Origin of the sequence: Nitrobacter sp. NHB1 (assembly GCF_036964665.1) — a bacterium.
GTDB lineage: Bacteria > Pseudomonadota > Alphaproteobacteria > Rhizobiales > Xanthobacteraceae > Nitrobacter.
Map to the genome: position 1 here is coordinate 2385297 of NZ_JBAMDA010000001.1, position 19112 is coordinate 2404408.

General features: G+C 64.0%; 19 protein-coding genes and 1 tRNA gene. 14 read left to right on the forward strand and 6 right to left on the reverse strand.

The features are described from left to right. Positions 1-32: 32 nt before the first annotated feature. The 4 genes from ggt (at position 33) to panE (ending at position 4876) form a co-directional block, all read left to right on the forward strand. Positions 33-1778, forward strand: coding sequence for a gamma-glutamyltransferase (ggt, locus tag V4R08_RS11090; protein WP_442935654.1), 1746 nt, complete (start codon positions 33-35; stop codon positions 1776-1778). A 138-nt stretch (positions 1779-1916) separates the two neighbouring features. After that, a complete protein-coding gene (locus tag V4R08_RS11095; RefSeq protein WP_335579406.1) occupies positions 1917-2519 on the forward strand; it encodes a DUF2239 family protein in 603 nt (200 codons plus the stop codon). 20 nt (positions 2520-2539) lie between these two features. Beyond that, positions 2540-3889 carry an MATE family efflux transporter gene (locus V4R08_RS11100; RefSeq protein ID WP_335579407.1) on the forward strand — a complete coding sequence of 450 codons (1350 nt, stop codon included), beginning with the start codon at positions 2540-2542 and terminating at the stop codon, positions 3887-3889. 66 nt (positions 3890-3955) lie between these two features. Continuing rightward, positions 3956-4876, forward strand: a complete 921-nt coding sequence (gene panE / locus V4R08_RS11105) for a 2-dehydropantoate 2-reductase (protein WP_335579408.1) — start codon at positions 3956-3958, stop codon at positions 4874-4876. Positions 4877-5087: 211 nt separating this feature from the next. On the opposite strand, the gene V4R08_RS11110 is transcribed toward panE, so the two are convergent. Beyond that, positions 5088-5780, reverse strand: a complete 693-nt coding sequence (locus V4R08_RS11110; RefSeq protein ID WP_335579409.1) for a glutathione S-transferase family protein — start codon at positions 5778-5780, stop codon at positions 5088-5090. Positions 5781-5959: 179 nt separating this feature from the next. Here V4R08_RS11110 and V4R08_RS11115 point away from each other — a divergent pair, with 179 nt between their 5' ends. Next, entirely contained in the window at positions 5960-6766 is an 807-nt protein-coding gene (locus tag V4R08_RS11115) for an undecaprenyl-diphosphate phosphatase (RefSeq protein WP_335579410.1), read from the forward strand. A 35-nt stretch (positions 6767-6801) separates the two neighbouring features. Here the strand turns inward: V4R08_RS11115 and V4R08_RS11120 are convergent, their stop codons facing one another. Further along, complete coding sequence (locus V4R08_RS11120; RefSeq protein WP_335579411.1) at positions 6802-7770, reverse strand: complex I NDUFA9 subunit family protein; 969 nt, start codon at positions 7768-7770, stop codon at positions 6802-6804. Between the two features lie 150 nt (positions 7771-7920). On the opposite strand from V4R08_RS11120, the gene V4R08_RS11125 reads away from it, so the two are divergent. Together V4R08_RS11125 and V4R08_RS11130 are read left to right on the forward strand one after the other, a co-directional pair. After that, positions 7921-8007 (forward strand) — tRNA-Leu (locus V4R08_RS11125). A gap of 507 nt (positions 8008-8514) precedes the next feature. Next, positions 8515-9150: a hypothetical protein gene (locus V4R08_RS11130; protein WP_335579412.1), complete on the forward strand. Its 636-nt coding sequence runs from the start codon at positions 8515-8517 to the stop codon at positions 9148-9150. Between the two features lie 408 nt (positions 9151-9558). Here the strand turns inward: V4R08_RS11130 and V4R08_RS18220 are convergent, their stop codons facing one another. Further along, on the reverse strand, positions 9559-10323 hold the full coding sequence (locus V4R08_RS18220; RefSeq protein ID WP_442935655.1) for an NYN domain-containing protein: 765 nt from the start codon (positions 10321-10323) through the stop codon (positions 9559-9561). Between the two features lie 276 nt (positions 10324-10599). On the opposite strand from V4R08_RS18220, the gene V4R08_RS11145 reads away from it, so the two are divergent. From V4R08_RS11145 to lptB, 4 genes are all read left to right on the forward strand, one after another. Next, complete coding sequence (locus V4R08_RS11145; protein ID WP_335579413.1) at positions 10600-11220, forward strand: ribonuclease D; 621 nt, start codon at positions 10600-10602, stop codon at positions 11218-11220. Positions 11221-11474: 254 nt separating this feature from the next. Continuing rightward, the gene (gene lptC, locus V4R08_RS11150) at positions 11475-12254 is read left to right on the forward strand and encodes an LPS export ABC transporter periplasmic protein LptC (protein WP_335579414.1); all 780 of its coding nucleotides are present in this window, start codon (positions 11475-11477) and stop codon (positions 12252-12254) included. 8 nt (positions 12255-12262) lie between these two features. Further along, positions 12263-12937, forward strand: a complete 675-nt coding sequence (locus V4R08_RS11155) for an LptA/OstA family protein (protein WP_442935656.1) — start codon at positions 12263-12265, stop codon at positions 12935-12937. A gap of 216 nt (positions 12938-13153) precedes the next feature. Continuing rightward, positions 13154-14158: an LPS export ABC transporter ATP-binding protein gene (gene lptB, locus V4R08_RS11160; RefSeq protein ID WP_335579415.1), complete on the forward strand. Its 1005-nt coding sequence runs from the start codon at positions 13154-13156 to the stop codon at positions 14156-14158. Positions 14159-14246: 88 nt separating this feature from the next. Here lptB and V4R08_RS11165 read toward each other — a convergent pair whose 3' ends face one another. The 3 genes from V4R08_RS11165 to V4R08_RS11175 all read right to left on the reverse strand — a co-directional run bounded on the left by V4R08_RS11165 (position 14247) and on the right by V4R08_RS11175 (position 16040). Beyond that, positions 14247-14594, reverse strand: a complete 348-nt coding sequence (locus tag V4R08_RS11165) for a cupredoxin domain-containing protein (protein ID WP_335579416.1) — start codon at positions 14592-14594, stop codon at positions 14247-14249. A 23-nt stretch (positions 14595-14617) separates the two neighbouring features. Next, positions 14618-15517 (reverse strand): DUF6662 family protein, encoded by a 900-nt coding sequence (locus V4R08_RS11170; protein WP_335579417.1) that lies wholly within the window; start codon positions 15515-15517, stop codon positions 14618-14620. A 190-nt stretch (positions 15518-15707) separates the two neighbouring features. After that, the gene (locus V4R08_RS11175; RefSeq protein ID WP_335579418.1) at positions 15708-16040 is read right to left on the reverse strand and encodes a hypothetical protein; all 333 of its coding nucleotides are present in this window, start codon (positions 16038-16040) and stop codon (positions 15708-15710) included. A 165-nt stretch (positions 16041-16205) separates the two neighbouring features. On the opposite strand from V4R08_RS11175, the gene V4R08_RS11180 reads away from it, so the two are divergent. The 3 genes from V4R08_RS11180 (at position 16206) to hpf (ending at position 19082) form a co-directional block, all read left to right on the forward strand. Continuing rightward, the gene (locus tag V4R08_RS11180) at positions 16206-16583 is read left to right on the forward strand and encodes a DNA-directed RNA polymerase subunit N (protein WP_335579419.1); all 378 of its coding nucleotides are present in this window, start codon (positions 16206-16208) and stop codon (positions 16581-16583) included. A 214-nt stretch (positions 16584-16797) separates the two neighbouring features. After that, positions 16798-18438 (forward strand): RNA polymerase factor sigma-54, encoded by a 1641-nt coding sequence (gene rpoN / locus V4R08_RS11185; RefSeq protein WP_335579420.1) that lies wholly within the window; start codon positions 16798-16800, stop codon positions 18436-18438. 56 nt (positions 18439-18494) lie between these two features. Further along, positions 18495-19082 carry a ribosome hibernation-promoting factor, HPF/YfiA family gene (gene hpf, locus V4R08_RS11190; RefSeq protein WP_335579421.1) on the forward strand — a complete coding sequence of 196 codons (588 nt, stop codon included), beginning with the start codon at positions 18495-18497 and terminating at the stop codon, positions 19080-19082. Positions 19083-19112 lie beyond the last annotated feature (30 nt).

Below are 19112 nucleotides of genomic sequence, written 5' to 3' on the forward strand. Positions count from 1 at the left end.
GAAAGACACCAGCATTACCCTTGGAGCAATGCATGATCCGCCGCAGGTCACGTCGGCACGTATTCTTCCTTGCGCTCGCGGCGTTGATGATGCTCTGGGCGCCGGCGTCCGCGCAGGATATGCGCGGCGCCTCCGCGCCGCTCGCCTCCGGTGCGATCCGCCCAGTCGTTGCGAAACACGGCATGGTGGTGGCGCAGGAGAAGCTCGCGGCCGCAATCGGCGCGGACGTGTTGGCGCGTGGCGGCAATGCGGTCGATGCGGCGGTGGCGACCGGCTTCGCCATGGCGGTCACCTATCCGCGCGCCGGCAATATCGGCGGTGGCGGCTTCATGGTGATTCACCTTGCCGACCACAATCGAGACATCGCCATCGACTATCGCGAGACCGCACCTCGCGCAACCAGGCGCGACATCTTCCTCGGCGCCGGCGGCAAGCCTGATCCTGCGAAGTCGCGCGATTCGGCGCTCGGCATCGGCGTGCCCGGCACCGTCGCCGGACTGGCGCTGGCGCTCGACGGATACGGTTCGGGCAAGTTCACGCTCGCCGATCTGCTCAAGCCCGCGATCGCGCTGGCGCGCGACGGGCTCAAAGTCACGGACGACAGCGCCGATACGCTGCCGCGATGGCACAAGCGTCTGGCGCACTGGCCGTCATCGATGACGATATTTTCGCGCCCCGACGGCAGTTCGCTGCGCGAGGGCGATCTTCTGGTTCAAACCGATCTGGCGGCGACGCTGACCGCGATCGCCGACCACGGGCCGCGCGGTTTTTATGAAGGCCCGGTGGCTTCGAAGCTGGTGGAGGGTATCCGCGCCGCCGGCGGGATCATGACGCTGGACGATCTCAGGTCCTATCGGCCGCTGGTCCGCGAGCCGGTGCGCGGCAGCTACCGCGGCTATGACATCGTCTCGATGCCGCTGCCGTCGTCCGGCGGCACGGTGCTGGTCGAATCGCTCAATATTCTCGAAGGCTTCCCGATGCGCGACCTGCATCAGGGCTCAGTGGATTCGCTGCATCTTCTGATCGAGGCGATGAAGCGCGCCTATGCCGACCGCGCGCGTTATCTCGGCGATCCCGCCTTCGTGAAGGCGCCGATCGCAAAGCTGCTGGCCAAGGACTATGCCGCGAAGCAGCGCGCCTCGATCGACATGATGCACGCGACGCCCGCCGCCGCCGTGCCGCTGCCGCCACCGCATGAGGGCGACAACACCACGCATTTTTCCGTGGCCGACGCCTTCGGCAACGCCGTCAGCAACACCTATACGCTCAACTTCAGCTACGGCGTCGGGCTGGTGGCGGAGGGCACCGGCGTTCTGCTCAACAACGAGCTTGACGATTTCACCGCCGCGCCGGGCGCGGCGAACGCCTACGGCCTTATCGGCTTCGAGGCCAATTTGCCCGGCCCCGGCAAGCGCCCGCTGTCTTCGATGACCCCAACCATCGTGCTGAAGGACGGCAAGCCGGTGCTGGTGACGGGATCGCCCGGCGGCAGCCGCATCATCTCTACGGTCCTGCAGGTGACCGTCAACGTGCTCGACTACGATATGAATGTTACCGCTGCGGTCGGTGCACCGCGCTTGCATCATCAATGGCTGCCGGATCAGGTCCGTGCCGAACGCGGCTTCCCCGAGGACATCATCGCGGGATTGCGGGCGAGGGGCCACACCGTCGTTATGCCGATGGGGCAGACCTCGGCCAACTCCATCGCCATCACACCGGAAGGCTTCTTCGGGGCGGCGGATCCGCGAACCCGCGGATCGAGTGCTGCGGGATATTGAGGCGGACAGGTCTTTCAAGCCGTCACCCCGCCGGGGCATAGCTCAACGCCGTCGCTCGTAATATTTATCCGGGTAATATTGACGCGCCAATTATATCCGGGTAATAAATGCCGACCAACCGGCAATCGGACCCGCCATATGATTCACGACCCAACCTCCTGTTTCACCGCGTTCGAGGGCCAGCGGCGCATCGTCTCGGGTCCGCTTGCCGACGTCGCGCTTGCGGTCAAGCGCGCGGGCACGCGCACGACCGATCCGATCGCGATCTACAGCGACGCGACCGGGCGGCCGATCGACCTCGATCTGCGCGGGTCCGACGAGGAGATCGCGGCTCGCCTGCGGCGGACCTTGCCGGTCGAAACGGCGGAAGCCTGCGAGGCCTCCAAACCGGCCGAACCGCGCGGCCGCGGACGGCCGAAACTCGGCGTGGTCGCCCGCGAGGTGACGCTGCTGCCGCGGCACTGGGACTGGCTGAGCGCGCAGCCCGGCGGCGCGTCGGTCGCCTTGCGCAAGCTGGTCGACGAAGCGCGCCGCGCCAATGGCGACCGGGATCGCAGCCGTGCGGCACGCGACGCCGCCTATCACTTCATGTCCGCAATGGCGGGCAATCTTGCAAACTTCGAGGAGGCCGCGCGCGCGCTGTTCGCAGGCGACCGGCGGCGGCTGGCCGGCCTGATCGCCGGCTGGCCGGACGACATCCGCGATCACATCGTCAAGCTTGCTTTCGGCGGTGCCGCCTGAACTCCGGCAAGGATCCGATCATGACCACCGCGCGACCGCTGTGGCGGGCGTACCTCGCCTTCCTGATGCCGATGATGCTGAGCAATGTGCTTCAGGCGCTGTTCGGCACCATCAACGGCATCTACCTCGGCCAGATGATCGGCGTCGATGCGCTCGCCGCCGCCTCGATTTTCTTTCCGATGATGTTCTTCTTCATCTCCTTCATCATCGGGCTCGGCGCGGGCTCGTCGGTGCTGATCGGTCAGGCCTGGGGCGCGCGCGCCGTCGGCAAGGCCAAGGCGATCGCCGGAACCACGCTGGCTCTGACATTGCTCGGCGGCGGCGTGATCGCGATCGGCGGCGGCGTATTCGCGCGCGATCTGATGATGGCGCTGGCGACGCCGCCCAACATTCTCGACGCCGCGACCGACTACGCCCGCATCATGATGATCACCATGCCGGCGACGTTCACCTTCCTGCTCGCCACCGCGATGATGCGTGGGGTCGGCGACACCGTCACGCCGTTGTGGGCGCTTGCGATCTCGACGCTGATCGGGCTCGTGGTCACGCCGGCGCTGATCCGGGGGTGGTTCGGACTGCCCGAACTCGGCGTCGCCAGCGCCGCGGTCGCGTCCGCGATCTCGGCGGTCGTGACGCTGCTGTGGCTCGGATTGCACATGCGACGGATGAATCATCCGCTGGCGCCGGATGCAGCGCTTCTGCGCGCCATGCGGCTCGACCGCGAACTGCTCGGCAAGGTGCTGCGCATCGGAGTGCCCACCGCGGTGCAGATGGTGGTGATGTCGCTCGCGGAAATCGTCCTGCTCGGCATCGTCAACAGGTTCGGCTCCGACGCCACCGCCGCCTATGGCGCGGTCAACCAGGTGCTGAGCTATGTGCAATTCCCGGCGATCTCGATCGCCATCACCGCGTCGATCTTCGCGGCGCAGGCAATCGGCGCGGGCCAGACCGGGCGGATCGGCGCGATCGTCCGCACCGGGATCTGGCTCAACCTGCTTTTGACCGGCGGCCTTGTCGCGCTCGGCTATCTGCTGTCGCGGATCATCATCGGACTTTTCATCACCAGCCCCGAGGTGCTCGATCTGGCGCAGACGCTGCTGTTCATCGTGCTCTGGAGCACGGTTCCGTTCGGCATGGCCGGCGTGTTCTCGGCCACCATGCGCGCCAGCGGCACGGTGCTGGTGCCGACGCTACTGTCGATTCTCGCGATCGTCGCGGTCGAGGTGCCCGTTGCGATGGTCCTCAGCCATCGCATCGGCGTCGAGGGCGTCTGGATCGCCTATCCCGCCGCGTTCTGCACCATGATGGCGCTGCAAATGGCGTTTTACCTGATGGTCTGGCGCAAGCGCGAGATCAAGCGGCTGATCTGAACGGCGGGAGCAGTCCATCGCACGAACCGGGACCGAAGGACCCAAGACATAATACGGAGCAAATCGATGCGCATTCTCGTTGTGGGAGCCGGCGCGACCGGCGGCTATTTCGGCGGCAGAGTGCTCAACGCCGGTCAGGATGTCACCTTCCTGGTGCGCCCCAAACGCGCCTCTGAGCTGGCGAGCGCCGGTCTCGTCGTCAAGAGTCCGCTCGGCGACTTCACGCTGAAGAATCCGCCGACGGTGCAGGCCGGCGGCTTGAGCGAGAGCTTCGACGTCGTCGTGCTGAGCTGCAAGGCGTTCGATCTCGATGACGCGATCACGTCGTTCGCGCCCGCGGTCGGACAGCGGACGGCGATCATCCCGTTGCTCAACGGGATGCGGCACCTGGAGACGCTCGACGCGACATTCGGTCGTGAACGCGTGCTCGGCGGCCTGTGTTCGATCGCGGCCACGCTCAACGACAAGCGCGAGATCGTCCAGCTCGCGCCGATGCAGTCGCTCGGCTTCGGCGAGCGCGACGGCGGCACGAGCGACCGGGTCAAGGCCATCACTGAGGTCTTCGCCAGCGGCAATTGCGGATCGCGCCCGTCCGACGACATCATCCAGGACATGTGGGAGAAGTGGGTGTTTCTGGCGACGCTGGCCGGCGCCACCTGCCTGATGCGCGCGTCCATCGGACAGATCGTCGCCGCGCCCGGCGGCCGGGATTTCATCCTCAGCGCACTCGACGAAATCGCAGGGATCGCGAAGGCGGCCGGTCACGCGCCGCGCGAGCAATTCCTGACCCGCACCACGGCGATGCTGACGGCGGAGGGCTCGCCGCTGACCGCATCCATGTTCCGCGACATCGAAGCCGGTGCGCGGGTCGAGGCCGACCAGATCATCGGCGATCTCATCAGTCGCGCCGAGGCCGCGAAGCTGCCGGTGCCGAAGCTGCACACGATCTATGCGCATCTGAAGGCCTACGAGAACCGGCGGGGATGACCGCCATGCCCGCGACCGGCCACTGTTCAACGGTGAGCCCCCTCCCGCTAGAACTATTCCGGCTTTGATGGAATCGGGCCCCGTTCTCGTCATTGCGAGGAACGGAACGACGAAGCAATCCAGATACTTTTAAAGCAAGAACTGGATTGCTTCGCTCCGCTCGCAATGACGGCAAGCTCCATCTCAATATGAACTGCTCTACGAGGCGTTTTCAAAAATCCAGGTCCACGTAAGTGCGCGACGCCGGCACGCCCGCCAGCCATTCGCTCAGCAACGGACGGAACGACGGCCGCGACTTGATTCGCGCGTACCACGCCTTTGCCGCGTCGTCCTCGGCCCATGGCACGTCGCCGAGATAGTCGATCGCCGACAGGTGCGCCGCGGCGGCGAGATCGGCATAGGTCAGCCGCTCGCCGGCGAGATAGTTCCGGGTCCGCGCCAGCCAGCCGATATAGGCCAGATGATAGCGCACATTGGTCCGGGCGGCGCGCATGACGTCGGTCTCAGGCGAGCCGCCGCCGACGGCCTCGCCCATGAAGCGCTTGTAAATGCGTTCCGTCACCAGCGGACCGGAGGCCTCCTCGAAAAACTTCTCGTTGAACCATGCCATCAGGCGGCGCACCTCGATGCGCTCGGGCATCGACGTGGGCAGCAGCCGCCGGTCGCCGATCCGTTCGCCATAGGTCTCGTCGAGATAGTCCGCGATGATGGCGGCGCCGGGGACCGCGGGGACGCCTTCGGCGATCAGTACCGGCGTGGTTCCGGCTGGATTGAGCGCCAGAAATGCTTCACGCCGCTCCCATACCCGCTCCTCCACCGGCCGCACGTCGAGGCCATGCTCGCCGATAGCGAGGCGAATGAAGCGCGATTGCGGACAGAACGGGTGGTGAAACAGCGTGAACATGGCGCCCTTGATAGGTTTGCGATGCTTAAGAAAGTATCTCTAATGCGTTAACGGCGCAGGCCTTCAACGCGCTGGAGCCTGATTGCCGATCCGACGAATTTCGGCATTGCCGCGATGCGGCGAATAAGCGAGAAGGGTTCGCCGTCTGGCGTCGAATGCGATTCGGAGCAGGCCATTCCATGTTTTCCGATGCGATCAGAGCCGTCATTCTCGGAATCGTCGAAGGCGTCACCGAATTCCTGCCGGTGTCCTCGACCGGCCATCTGCTGCTGGCGGAGCGTTTCTTCGATCTCGGTTCGGGGAACTTCTGGAACACGTTCACGGTGCTGATCCAGCTCGGCGCAATTCTCGCAATCGTCGTGATCTATTTTGCGAAACTGTGGCGGATCGCGCTCGGGATGTTCTCCAATGACGCGGACCGGCGCTTCGTCATCGGCGTGCTCGCGGCCTTCCTTCCGGCCGTGGTGGTCGGCCTGATCGCCGGCAAGTACATCAAGGAACTGCTGTTCAATCCGTGGGTGGTGTGCTTCTCGCTGATCGTCGGCGGCGCGGTGCTGATGTGGGTCGATCAGCTCGACCACAAGCCGCACGAACACGACGCCACCACCTTTCCGTTACCGATGTATGTCTGGATCGGCATCGCGCAGTGCCTCGCGATGGTTCCCGGCGTGTCGCGCTCCGGCGCCACCATCGTCTCGGCGATGCTGCTCGGCGCCGACAAGCGCGCGGCGGCGGAATTTTCCTTCTTCCTCGCGATCCCGACCATGATCGGGGCCTTCGCCTATGATTTCTACAAGAACCGCGCCGACATGACGACCGACCATCTCGGGATCGTCGCGATCGGCTTCGTGGTGTCGTTCGTCACGGCGATCGTCGTGGTGAAGGCGTTCCTGAGCTACGTCACCCGCAACGGCTTTACGTTCTTCGCCTGGTGGCGGGTGATCGTCGGCACGCTCGGCCTGATCGCGCTGGCGCTGGGGCGATAATCCCATCCGCGCTGTCGTTCGTGCCCGCGGGATCGTCACGCCCCGTTCGGCGCGAACTGGCCGGCCTTGCGGAAACGCCAGAGATACTGCGGCACCACGGCCTCCATCGAGTCCGGCGAGATTCCGAGTCCCTGCAGCGTCAGGCCCGCGGCCGTCGCCGCGTCGGAAACGACGTTGTCGGTCCTGAGCAGCGCGACCTGATCCGGCGTCAACTTAAGCGCCCCCGGAGCGAACTGCAGGAACATCGCCTTGAAGCGGGCAATCAGGAAAGGCAGCGGCACCAGCATCCGCTCACGCTCGATGACGCGCAGGACAATCTGGATGATCTCGCGCATCGACAGCACCTCGGGACCGCCGAGTTCGTAGACCGCGCCCGCCTTGGTCCTGCCGTCGACCGCGTCGGCGACGGCGGCGGCGACATCGCCGACATAGACCGGCTGCATTTTCGTCGCGCCGCCGCCGATCAGCGGCAGCACCGGCGACATCAGCGCCAGCGCGGCGAACCGGTTGGCGAACTGGTCTTCGGAGCCGAAGATCACCGACGGCCGCAGGATGGTCGCGGACGGCACGGCCGCCAGCACCGCCTTTTCGCCGGCCGCCTTGGCGCGGGCGTAGGCCGAGGCCGACTTGTCGTCGGCGCCGATCGCCGAGACATGCACCATGCGCGCGCCCGTGGCTGCGGCCTCCTTCGCGACGGTCGCGGCGCCCCCGGCCATCACGGCGTCGAAGGTCTGCGCGCCGCTCTTGCTCAGGATGCCGACAAGGTTGATCGCCACATGGGAGTCGCGCATCGCCGCGCGGACCGACGCCGGATAGCGCAGATTGGCCTGCACGGCATGGATCTGGCCGACCTTGCCGAGCGGCTGCAAATGCCCTGCCAACTCGGGGCGCCGGACGCCGACCCGGATACGGTAGTCCCGCTTGGCGAGCGCGCGAACCACATGCCGGCCGAGGAAGCCCGAGCCTCCGAAAACCGTGACGAGGGTATCCGTGTTCGATGCCATGGTCTGATCCTCAAGGGCGTTGGTCTCAGGTCGAAATATGGATATTCCGCCGTTCCTCGGCACGTCAACCGGCGGGATGACACACCCGCATTCAGACGCCGATTCAAGGATTTGACAAGCGCGCGGCCGATGCCTACTAACCCGGTCCGTGCCCAGGTGGCGGAATTGGTAGACGCGCTGGCTTCAGGTGCCAGTGGCTGCAAGGTCGTGAAGGTTCGAGTCCTTTCCTGGGCACCATTGTTTGGAAATCCTGGTTGACAACCTGTCGTCGTCACGTCCGGGGCGAGCTTTCGGACTCCGGTCCACGGCTGGGCCTCGCCCTGATGCATCGACCCGTTTTTGGAGTGGCCGGTTTCGACTTGCACCGGTTTTGCGCACCGGACTGCTGAGCCTGCCAAAGCCATAAATCCAAGCCTGTAGGTACGGACATCGAAGTCCGCGAACACAGCATCGCATACACCCCCCATCGTCGAGACCGCGGCCCATGTCATCGGGCCATGTCGTCGGCTTATGTCATCGAGGGACGATCGAGGCGCGCCGATACGAGTCCCGTCGGTGAACGTGACATACCGGGAACGAATTTTGGCGAACGGCAACCGATTATGTCCGTCGAGCCATCGCCGGCTTTTCTTTGCCGCCTCGACCCGGGAACATTGTCGTCTTGCACTGAGTTCTATCGGTTAGCTGGGCGCGTTGCCAAAGCAGCGCCGCTGAAAATGACAAAACCGACAGGAGTTTCCGAAAATGTCCGAAAACACAAGCGGGACGGTGAATTATAGCGCGCGCGAAGCCGTGGGAGTTTTTTCCGACTTCGAAGCGCTGGAAACCGCAGTTGACGAACTCGAGGTTTCGGGTTTCGACAGAGCGGCGGTTTCCGTGCTCGCAAGCGATCAGAAGATCAAGGAGCGAATGGACGGCCTTTACCCCACTCTCATTGAGATCGAGGACGACGGCCGGGCGCCGGGGACAGCCTTTGCCGAAAAGGAATCTCGCGTCGAGGGCGAAGCGGCGCTTGTAGGTATCCCCTTCTATATCGGCTGCGTCGCAGCCGCTGCGGTCGCTGCCGGCTCCGGTGGTCTGGCGGTGCCGGCAATCGGCACGATCATTGTCGGCGCCGCGGCAGGAGGCGGACTTGGCGTTCTTTTGGCCAGCGCGGTAGCGCACCACCACCGCGCCAGCGTTTCGAAACAACTTTCGCGAGGCGGGACGGTCGTGTGGGTGAATGTGCGGGACGACGACGCAGAGAAGCGCGCGGTCGAAATATTGACGAAGGCCGGCGCTCGCGACGTCCATGTGCACGAGATAGAGCGCGAATGGACGTTAAAGGACCGACCCTTGTCTGAGGGACAGCCCGATCCCCTGCTATGGCTGCGATCATGAACCTGCGGGGCTCGCCGAAAAACCGACGGTGCCCGGGAAAGCACGGAGCCTGTCTTCACGCAGCCATCCCGGCCATCCGCCGTTTTGATCCGATTCACCGATTGAAGACTTCAACATTTCAAGGCGTGGGATGTCCGGCATAAAGCCGTGGCCTGGAGCATCTCCCGGTGAAGTGGACACCGGTTCACTGTAAGGAAATGCGACCACTCAATAGCTTGGAGCGCCCGTTCTGATTCCATCAGAACGGTAAGCGCTCTAGCGTTGCAATCGAACCTGATCCGCTTGAGGCGGCCCCGCGCCTGGATACAAAAAGACTTGATAACCAATGGTAGCCGCGTCGGACTGCGCAATCCTTTCCCGGGCACTATCGGTTTTTCGGCGAGCCCCGCAGTTTCACGATCGCAGCCATCAGGACGCCGGTTTCCGGCCCGCGCGGGGCCGGGTGCGGATGCGCATCGGTCCGTTGTTCTCGTCGATCTCGAATGCGCCCGTCTTCCTGACAAGGCTGCTGAGTTTTCCGAAGCCATAGCTGCGAACATCGAAATCCGAGAACAGCTTCGATATTTGCTGTCCCACAGGGCCGAGAAGTGCCCAGCCGTCCTCGCTCTCGATCTGCGAAATCGCCTTGTTCAGAATCGGAATGGCGGCGCTCGGCGGCTTTGGGGATTTGGAGCTGGGCAATATCGGTGGCGGAACAACTCCGGGTTTGAGTTCGGACGTTTTCGGAAGGAGACCTTCAAGCGAGATGAACCTATCGCAGGCCCGCCGAAAGCAGTCCGGTGTTTTCTTTTCGCCGAACCCATAAACATTGGCGCCCTCACGCCGAAGCCGGGCAGCAAGATTCGTGAAATCGCTATCGGACGAGACCAGACAAAATCCATTGATCCGACCGTCATGCAAGAGGTCCATAGCGTCGATGACCATCGCCATGTCCGCAGAATTCTTGCCTTTCGCCGCGCGAATTTGATCACGCCTTTCGAGCGCATGATCAGGTAATACGCTGGCCCAGCCCTTTAAGTTCGGACCCGAGAAATGTCCATAGATGAGCCGGACCGGCGCGTCACCCAGTCGGGCGATTTTCTTGAAGAGTCCGTCGGCAAATTTCGGCGAAACATTTTCAGCATCGATCAGGATGGCAAAACGCGGCGACCGCTGTCGTGGTTCGGCTTTCATCCGGCCCCCTTGTAATATCGCAATCCGCCAACACTGCCGCGGTTTTCTTGATATTACTGAAAGATGGCTCGCCGCAGGGCGTACAAGGCCGGCTAAGGTCAGCGAGAACTTCCAAAATAATCCAAATTTATCAGTGCATTGAAAAGTATTCGTTAGCCGTTTGGCGTCGCGTTCCCAGGTGAGCCTGTGTCTGGGCTTTTCGAAAGTTCCGCCTCTCGTTTGTTGACGATTTCAACGATAGTTTAGCACTCCCATCGATTCGACGAGGCTTCATCCATGACCATCCGCCTGCACCGCGGCGATCTGCCGGACCAGGATCTTGCGCGCTACACCCGTTCGGCTGCGATCGACACCGAGACCATGGGTCTCAATCCGCATCGCGACCGCTTGTGCGTGGTGCAGATGTCGCCGGGCGACGGTTCGGCCGACGTGATCCAGATCGCGCAGGGCCAGCGCGAGGCGCCCAACCTGAAAAAACTCCTGGCCGATCCGACCATCGTGAAGATCTTCCACTTCGCGCGCTTCGATCTTGCCGCGCTCTCCAACGCATTCGGCGTGATGCCGCAGCCGGTCTACTGCACCAAGATCGCCTCGCGGCTGATCCGCACCTACACCGATCGGCATGGCCTGAAAGATCTGGTGCGCGAGCTGCTCAACATCGATCTGTCGAAGCAGCAGCAATCGAGCGACTGGGGGTCGCAGACGCTGAGCGATGCGCAGCTCGCCTACGCCGCTTCCGACGTGCTGCATCTGCACGCCCTGCGCGACAGGCTCGACGCCATGCTGGCGCGCGAGGATCGCACCGGGATGGCGCAAGCGTGTTTCGAGTTCCTGCCGACCAGGGCCAGACTCGATCTCTCCGGCTGGGGAGCCGAGGACATCTTCGCGCATTCGTGAGCCGCGCCAGGCGGCGATGGCCGCCAGGCGGGGCGCCGCAACCCGCTTCCGCCCCGTTTCGGTCACACTCCTCGTCCTCGGTAACGCCGGGCTTGCGGCGGTCGTCAGGGCAAGTTCGGCAACTGCGTTTCCGAAGTCCCCGGTGGCAGCGCGGATCGTGATGCCGAACGCGAGGTTACGTCGTCGCACGATGTCAGGGCTGCGAAACCCCGCGGTTCGGGGTAGAATAACCAGAACAGGCGCCTGGAGCAGCGGTGTATTCGGTTCAGAACCCCACCTATCAGGCCGGAATGCAGGCCGGTCTGGAGGTACGTTTTGCCCGCGCGGCGCGTCACAGCCGCATGGTGCGGGCGTTGCGGATCGCGGTGCCGGCGGTGGTTGGTCTGGTGATGGCCGCGCTGATCGCGATCGCGGTCTTCAATCCCTTCCGTGCGCTGGCGAAGCTGCCGCTCGACATGGACAATCTCGTCGTCTCCGGCACCAAAATCACGATGGAGGCGCCGCATCTTTCCGGCTTCACACCGGACAATCGGCCCTATGAGATGCAGGCCACGACGGCGACGCAGGACATCACCGATCCCGATCATGTCGAACTGCATACCTTGCGCGCCAAGGTGCTGATGGAGGACCGCTCGACGGTGACGCTGAATTCCCGCACCGGATTGTTCGATACGAAAACGCAGATGCTCGACCTGCACAAGGATATTCTCATGCGCTCTTCGACGGGATACGAGGCGCGGCTGACCCATGCGCTGGTCGATATGGGACAGGGCACCGTCACGTCGGACCAGCCCGTCGATGTCAAATTGCTGAACGGGACGCTGACCGCCGACACCATGAAGGTCACCGAAAAGGGCGACGTGGTGCGATTCGAAAACAATGTCGTGATGCATCTGGTGATGGACCGTCCGCTCCCGACCGCGGAGCCCGCCGCCGCCGAGGAGACGGCGCCGCCGCCTGCGGGCGCGAAGCGCACGCACACCTCGCGCCGTCCGTCGCACATACAACGCAATTCGGGCGGCGAAACGAAATGAATCCGGCCATGCAGAGTCCTCGCCATCTCCCGCGGGTGGTCCGCATCGCCGGCATGCTGTGCAGCGGATTGATCGCCGTCGCCGTGATGGCGGCCGGCGAAGCGGCGGGGCAAAGCGCGGTGCAAGGCGTTCCCAACGCGATGCAGGGCTTTTCCCAGAATCGCGATCAGCCGATCCAGATCGAGGCCGCCGCGCTGGAGATGCGCGACAAGAAAAAAGAGGCAACCTTCTCCGGGAACGTCAAGGTGGTGCAGGGCGACACCACCATGACGTCGAAGATTCTCGTGGTCTATTATGAGAGCGGCAATTCGGCCAATGGCAAAGGCAAGGCGCCGGCGAAGACGGCGATGGCCTCGGCGACGCCGGGACCATCGGGCGCATCCTCGATCAAGCGGCTGGAGGCCAAGGGCAACGTGGTGGTGACCCAGAAGGATCAGGTCGTCACCGGCCAGACCGCCGTGTTCGACACCAGGACCAACCTGGTCACCATGCTCGGCGGCGTCGTCCTGACCCAGGGCAAGAACGTGCTGCGCGGCGACAAGCTGGTCGTGGACATGACCACGGGCGTGTCCCGCGTCGAATCGAACAGCGGGCGGGTGCAGGGCCTGTTTCAGTCGTCCGGACAGGGAGGGCCGCTGTCCGGACCGATGCCGCTCTCCGGACCATCGCAAAAGCCTAAATGATATCAGAAGATTGCCAGAGAACTGGGCGGCGAGAGGTTGAACCCGCGGCAGCCCGTCCGTATCTTCCGCGAGCCGACTTGAGGCGGCGACGGAGTCGGGTGTCGAGTTCCCGTGTTTCGCTGGGCAACGTCCGTTTCCTCATTCATGGTGATGCGGCGAATCGGTCGAGCGTCGTGGCGTGCAGGCGGATGACCGTGAGAGGCTGAGCGAAGCGCCATGGTGGATATCTTCAACGTGTTCCGCAAACGGCCGCAAAAGCGTGGACCGCAAGCGTTTGCGCGGACCCAGGCGGACATCACCGCGCTCGGCGATACCATCGGCGACATGCTGACCAGCCCGGTGCGCGATGCGCCGCCGATCGCGCGCGGGGCTCCGCGCGATGTTCCGCCGGCCGCCCCGCCCGTTCCGCAATCCCGGCCGCCGGCGCGACGCGCGCCGGAAGCTCCCCGTCCGCGCACCGCCGCCAACGGCGCCGCCGCGCCGCGGATGGCAAAGCGTCCCGGTTACCTCGCCGTGCACGGCGTGGAAAAAAGTTTCGGCTCGCGTCATGTCGTGCGCGGCGTCAGCATCTATGTCCGCCGCGGCGAGGCGGTCGGGCTGCTGGGTCCGAACGGCGCAGGCAAGACCACCGTGTTCTACATGATCACCGGCCTGATCCCGGCGGATCGCGGCGCGATCGAACTCGACGGTCACGACGTGACCAAGCTGCCGATGTATCAACGGGCGCGGCTCGGCATCGGCTATTTGCCGCAGGAGGCCTCGATCTTCCGCGGCCTCAGCGTCGAGCAGAACATCCGCGCCGTGCTCGAGGTCGTCGAGCCCAGCAAGAAGAAGCGCGAGGTCGAGCTCGATGCGCTGCTCGAGGAATTCAACATCAGCCGCTTACGCAAGACGCCGTCGATCGCACTGTCCGGCGGCGAGCGGCGACGCGTGGAAATCGCGCGCGCACTGGCGACGCGCCCGAACTACATGCTGCTGGACGAGCCGTTCGCCGGCATCGACCCGATCGCGGTCGGCGACATCCAGGACCTCGTGCGCCACCTGACCAATCGCGGCATCGGCGTGCTCATCACCGACCACAACGTCCGCGAAACGCTGGGGCTGACCGACCGCGCCTACATCGTCTACGCCGGTGAAATCCTGACCGAGGGCAGCCCCGACGAGATCGTCAACGATCCCGACGTGCGGCGCCTCTATCTCGGCGAGGAATTCCGGCTGTAGCGCGTTCGACAAGGCCGGCGGCCATGCCGGAGCGTGGCCCTCGCATGACGTTTCTGATTCGTGCCGAATCCGCTGAAAGCGGCACCGGTCACTGGACCGTCAGGGTGCCGTCAGCCTTGCCGCCGAAGTCGTCGTAGAATTCATACTTCCCCGGCTGGAGCGGCCGCAGCTTGATCACGCCTTCGCTTTTCGCGTTGATGACGGTCTCGACGCGCAGGGAGGCGCTTTCGAACTCCATCGACTTGGCATCGAGGTTCTTGACCGTCAGCGCCAGCGGCGTGTTGGCCGGCGCATGCAAGGTCGAGGGCTGGAATTTGCCGTTGCTATAGGTCACCGTTAGGCTCGCCGTCTGTTGTGCGTGAGCGATCGGCAGGGACGTGGCGAGACCGAGGGCGGCCGAAGTCGCGACGAGAAGAAAAGCGCGTGCAAATGACATGAAAATATCTCCGGTGTTGGGTGTCAGAATTCGACAGCGAACTTGAGCCGCGCGCGATTGCGCTGAAATTCGGCGAGATTGAGCGAAACCGGATTGCCGATCTCGCGGCCCCAAACTTGGGTGTTCCAAGCTGCGGTCATGAACATCTTCGGCGCGAGGCGGACGTAGAGGGTGGGTCCGAGCATTACCGTGTCGCCGGTGAAGTCGTGCAGGCCGATGCTGTCGTAGTGGCGCAGGTACCAGGCCTCGCCGCCGATCACGACGTTTGGCGCGATTCGCCACGACAGCGCGGCCGATCCGCCGAGCTTGGCTTCGCGCACGGTTTCGTCCAGCGCGGTGCGCGTGATCTCGGGTTCGTAAAGGAAATTGAAGCCCGCAAACAACCGGTTTTTAACCAGCTCGAGATCGGCATTGATGGTGGTTTCGAGTTCGAAGTTGCGGACGCGCTCGCCGCCGGTTTCATCGATACGACGGAATGTCGGCTCGACTGCCAAGGTCACCGCGAGCGGATTGCTCGACGTACGCTCGAGCGCGAGATAGCGGAATTCGGCAAACCCGCCGCCGAGGGCCAGCTGCCTTCGGTCTTCCAGACCCGTCACGTTGCGGATGTCGTGCGTCGATCCCAGCGCGCCGAACTCGATCTGGATGAACTGCGTCGGCGTGAACTCGAACTCATATTTGGTTTCACTGGCCCCATAGCTGCCGTCACGTTTGCCAAAACGGCCGATGGCATCGACCGTGAACTCCTTTTCACCCTCCAGTCCGATACCGGAGCCGGTGGTGAATCCGAAGATGTACTTGGTTTCGATGTCGCGCCATGCCGTGTAGTCCTCTGCCTGTGCGGCACTACTTAGCGCCATGAAACCAGACAACAGGATCCCCGCCGGCAGCGCGGTCCGCGCCAGCGTTCTTTTCTTTCCCATGCTTCCCCCCTCGATTAGGTGCGCATGGAGTGGCACGACAAAGTGTCGCAGGCAAAAAGAACCATTCTAAACTGGAACGATTCGAGTCGCTCTCCAGTAGCCGGTTAAGCGGCAGCCCAACTGCGCTGCGACGCCGGCAACGGATGGGTACGGAAGGAAAAATCCAGCGAGTGGGCGGAATCGGATTCGATCACCACCGGCCTGTGCCGATGCTGAAGCCAAATGCCGGGCCATCATACCCATAGCCCCGATAGATGCCGGCGCGCGGGGCGTAATAGCGCGGACGATAGTCGCGGCGTTCGTAGACGGCGCCATCATCGTCATCATCGTCGTCGTCATGCCAGCGTTGGACGTAACGCCGCGCGTGTGTGCGGTAGCAATTGCCGTCGTCGTCGCAAATCATATGAGCCTGAGCGATCGGCGCGACTTGTGGAGCCTCGCCCGTGAAGGAGAGGTCCGCGGCGGACGCCGGGAGCGCGAGCAGCAAACTCGCGGCGGCAACAAGGAGGCTCGTCTTGACCATGTGAAGTTTCCTCGTGGTGCCTTGCGCGGCGGAGCCGGCCAAGCCGGCCGAAGCTGAACCGTATCGATGGCCGAATTTGGAGCTTCAGCCGGCGGATCGAAGACCTGACATTCCTCGTGTCGCCGCATTTCTCGGTCTTGCTCGCCGGCAAACGGGGAGCATGAAATGAAGACAATCGTTGCCGTGGTTGCGTTGGCATTGCCGCTGCTTTCGTCGGCGGCGCTGGCGCAGGAGCGTGCCGGCAGCGCCGCGCTGGGCGCGCTGTCGGGTGCGGTGGTGCTGGGTCCGGTCGGAGCGCTCGCCGGCGCGGTGGTCGGCTATACCGCCGGGCCGTCGATCGCGCGTTCGTGGGGCCTGCGTCGCTCATCGACCAGGCGGCACCGGCAATCCGCCAAACGATCGCAGCGGCGGCTGACGACGGTCAACGATAGCCGACGCGCGCCAGGTGTGCAGACGGCAAGCCCGAAACCGAGACCGACAGCGGCTGCACCGCGCACGGTCGATCCCGAGCCGGCGATGCCCCCGGTGCAAACCTTGGAATAAACAGCCTTGGAATGACGAGCCTTGAATTGACAAGCCTTGTGGCGACCGGGTGCGCAGACCACACCGGCTGCGCGCCGCGATAGCAATGCGGCCAGACGTGTTCGAGACCGGAGTTGCTGCCGGAGTGGACTTTCGTCGCCCTCAAGGCGTGTACATCCGGCCGCAAAACAGTTAAGCAAGAATCGGACCAACTTCCGGACCGAATGTTGCTTCCATGGCGCTGACGCAGAAACTCGAATTCCGACAGTCCCAGTCGCTGGTGATGACGCCGCAGCTCATGCAGGCGATCAAGCTGCTGCAACTGTCGAACCTCGATCTCACCGCGTTTGTCGAGGACGAACTGGAGCGCAATCCGCTGCTGGAGCGCGCCAGCGACGGCCCCGAGCCGCTGGTCGCCGGGGAACCCGCCACCCGCGGTACCGAATTTTCAGAAGGCGACGACGCGGCGGCTTTGGGGGGTGATGGCACCACCGAGCGCTCCGGCGGCCAGCCTTCCGAACCCGCATCCGACGAGTGGATGAAGCGCGAACTCGGCAGCCGCACCGAGATCGAGCAGACCTTCGACAGCGGCCTCGAAAACGTCTTTCCGGAAGAACCGTCCGAGGCTGCGGCGCGGACCGCGCAGGATTCCGCGCCGACCGCGTTCACCGAATGGGGCGGCGGCGCCTCGAATGACGACAGCTACAATCTCGAGGCCTTCGTCGCGGCCGAGGTGACGCTCAGTGAGCATCTGGCCGAGCAACTCGCGGTCGCCGTCACGGCGCCGGCGCAGCGCATGATCGGACGCTATCTGATCGACCTCGTCGACGACGCCGGTTACCTGCCCCCCGACCTCGGCGAGGTCGGCGACAGGCTCGGCGCCGAGATGAGCGACGTAGCGGCCGTTCTCGCGGTGCTACAGACGTTCGATCCGCCGGGAATCTGCGCCCGCAATTTGAGCGAGTGTCTTGCGATCCAGTTGCGCGAGAAAGATCGTTACGATCCGGCGATGCAGGCGCTGGTCGAACATCTCGACCTGCTGGCCAGGCGTGACTTCGCAGGTTTGCGCAAGGTCTGCGGCGTCGATGACGAAGACCTCGCCGGGATGATCGGCGAAATCCGTCATCTCGATCCCAAGCCGGCCTTGAGGTTCGGCACCGCGCGCACGCAAACCGTGGTGCCGGACGTCTACATGCGGCCGGGCCCGGACGGCGGCTGGCTTGTGGAACTCAACAGCGATACGCTGCCGCGGGTGCTGGTCAACCAGACCTATTATGCCGAACTGTCGAAGACCATCCGCAAGGACGGCGACAAGACCTACTTCACCGATTGCCTGCAGAATGCGACCTGGCTGGTCCGCGCGCTCGATCAGCGCGCCCGCACCATTCTCAAGGTCGCAACCGAAATCGTGCGCCAGCAGGACGGCTTTTTCACGCACGGCATCGCACACTTGAGGCCGCTCAATCTCAAGATCGTGGCGGACGCGATCCAGATGCATGAATCGACCGTATCGCGCGTCACCGCCAACAAATACATGGCGACAAATCGCGGCATCTTCGAGCTGAAGTATTTCTTCACCGCGTCGATCGCCTCAGCCGACGGCGGCGACGCCCACTCGGCGGAGACCGTCCGTCACCACATCCGGCGATTGATCGATGCGGAAGACCCGTCGGCCGTTCTGTCCGACGACACCATCGTGGAACGATTGCGCCAGGCCGGCATTGATATTGCCCGCCGCACCGTCGCGAAATATCGCGAAGCCCTGCGAATTCCTTCCTCGGTGCAGCGCCGCCGCGACAAGCAGAGCGTGCTTGGCAACGCGCGGACGGCGCCTGCCCCCTCGCCCGGCGGCTCCCGCGACACCGCACCGGCTTGATTGCGCGCGCGCGACGCCCGATAATCCGTTCCTACTCATGATGGATGAGGCCTGCCATGACACTTCGAATCTCGGGCAAGAGCATCAATGTCGGCGAGGCGCTGCGCGGGCGTCTCAACAGTCGCACCGACGAAGTTCTCCGCAAATATTTTGACGGAACGTATTCTGGCCACATCACGCTGTGCAAGGACGGCTTCGGATTCCGCACCGACTGCGCGCTGCATCTGGATTCCGGAGTGACGCTCGAAGCCGAATCCAATGCCGCGGATGCCTATGCGAGCGCCGATCAGGCGCTGTTGCAGATCGAGAAGCGACTGCGCCGCTACAAGAGCCGCCTCAAGGATCGCTCGGCCCGCAAGATCCACGCCGTGACGGAAGCGGTCGACGCGCCGAGTTACGTCATCGAGGCGCCGAACGTGGACGGCGAAGACGAGGTCACCGCCTTCAATCCAGTCATCATCGCGGAGGCCACGACCTCGCTGAGACGGCTCTCGGTCAGCGAAGCGGTGATGGAACTCGATTTCACCGGCGTGCCGGTGCTGGTTTTCCAGCATGGCTCCAGCGGCCGCGTGAACGTGATCTATCGCAGGCCGGACGGCAATGTGGGCTGGATCGACCCGCCGGCGGTTAACGGCTCTGCGTGACCAGCCGCCATTGACGCCCGGAACAGCGAT

Bases quoted from the DNA above. Each gene is read 5' to 3' on its own strand.
- lptB (WP_335579415.1), top strand. From the start codon at position 13,154: ATGGTGGATATCTTCAACGTGTTCCGCAAACGGCCGCAAAAGCGTGGA.
- V4R08_RS11145 (WP_335579413.1), top strand. From the start codon at position 10,600: ATGACCATCCGCCTGCACCGCGGCGATCTGCCGGACCAGGATCTTGCG.
- ggt (WP_442935654.1), top strand. From the start codon at position 33: ATGATCCGCCGCAGGTCACGTCGGCACGTATTCTTCCTTGCGCTCGCG.
- V4R08_RS11155 (WP_442935656.1), top strand. From the start codon at position 12,263: ATGCAGAGTCCTCGCCATCTCCCGCGGGTGGTCCGCATCGCCGGCATG.
- panE (WP_335579408.1), top strand. From the start codon at position 3,956: ATGCGCATTCTCGTTGTGGGAGCCGGCGCGACCGGCGGCTATTTCGGC.
- hpf (WP_335579421.1), top strand. From the start codon at position 18,495: ATGACACTTCGAATCTCGGGCAAGAGCATCAATGTCGGCGAGGCGCTG.
- V4R08_RS11175 (WP_335579418.1), bottom strand. From the start codon at position 16,040: ATGGTCAAGACGAGCCTCCTTGTTGCCGCCGCGAGTTTGCTGCTCGCG.
- V4R08_RS11130 (WP_335579412.1), top strand. From the start codon at position 8,515: ATGTCCGAAAACACAAGCGGGACGGTGAATTATAGCGCGCGCGAAGCC.
- rpoN (WP_335579420.1), top strand. From the start codon at position 16,798: ATGGCGCTGACGCAGAAACTCGAATTCCGACAGTCCCAGTCGCTGGTG.
- V4R08_RS11120 (WP_335579411.1), bottom strand. From the start codon at position 7,770: ATGGCATCGAACACGGATACCCTCGTCACGGTTTTCGGAGGCTCGGGC.
- V4R08_RS11110 (WP_335579409.1), bottom strand. From the start codon at position 5,780: ATGTTCACGCTGTTTCACCACCCGTTCTGTCCGCAATCGCGCTTCATT.
- V4R08_RS11165 (WP_335579416.1), bottom strand. From the start codon at position 14,594: ATGTCATTTGCACGCGCTTTTCTTCTCGTCGCGACTTCGGCCGCCCTC.
- V4R08_RS11170 (WP_335579417.1), bottom strand. From the start codon at position 15,517: ATGGGAAAGAAAAGAACGCTGGCGCGGACCGCGCTGCCGGCGGGGATC.
- V4R08_RS11100 (WP_335579407.1), top strand. From the start codon at position 2,540: ATGACCACCGCGCGACCGCTGTGGCGGGCGTACCTCGCCTTCCTGATG.
- V4R08_RS11095 (WP_335579406.1), top strand. From the start codon at position 1,917: ATGATTCACGACCCAACCTCCTGTTTCACCGCGTTCGAGGGCCAGCGG.
- V4R08_RS11180 (WP_335579419.1), top strand. From the start codon at position 16,206: ATGAAGACAATCGTTGCCGTGGTTGCGTTGGCATTGCCGCTGCTTTCG.
- V4R08_RS11115 (WP_335579410.1), top strand. From the start codon at position 5,960: ATGTTTTCCGATGCGATCAGAGCCGTCATTCTCGGAATCGTCGAAGGC.
- V4R08_RS18220 (WP_442935655.1), bottom strand. From the start codon at position 10,323: ATGAAAGCCGAACCACGACAGCGGTCGCCGCGTTTTGCCATCCTGATC.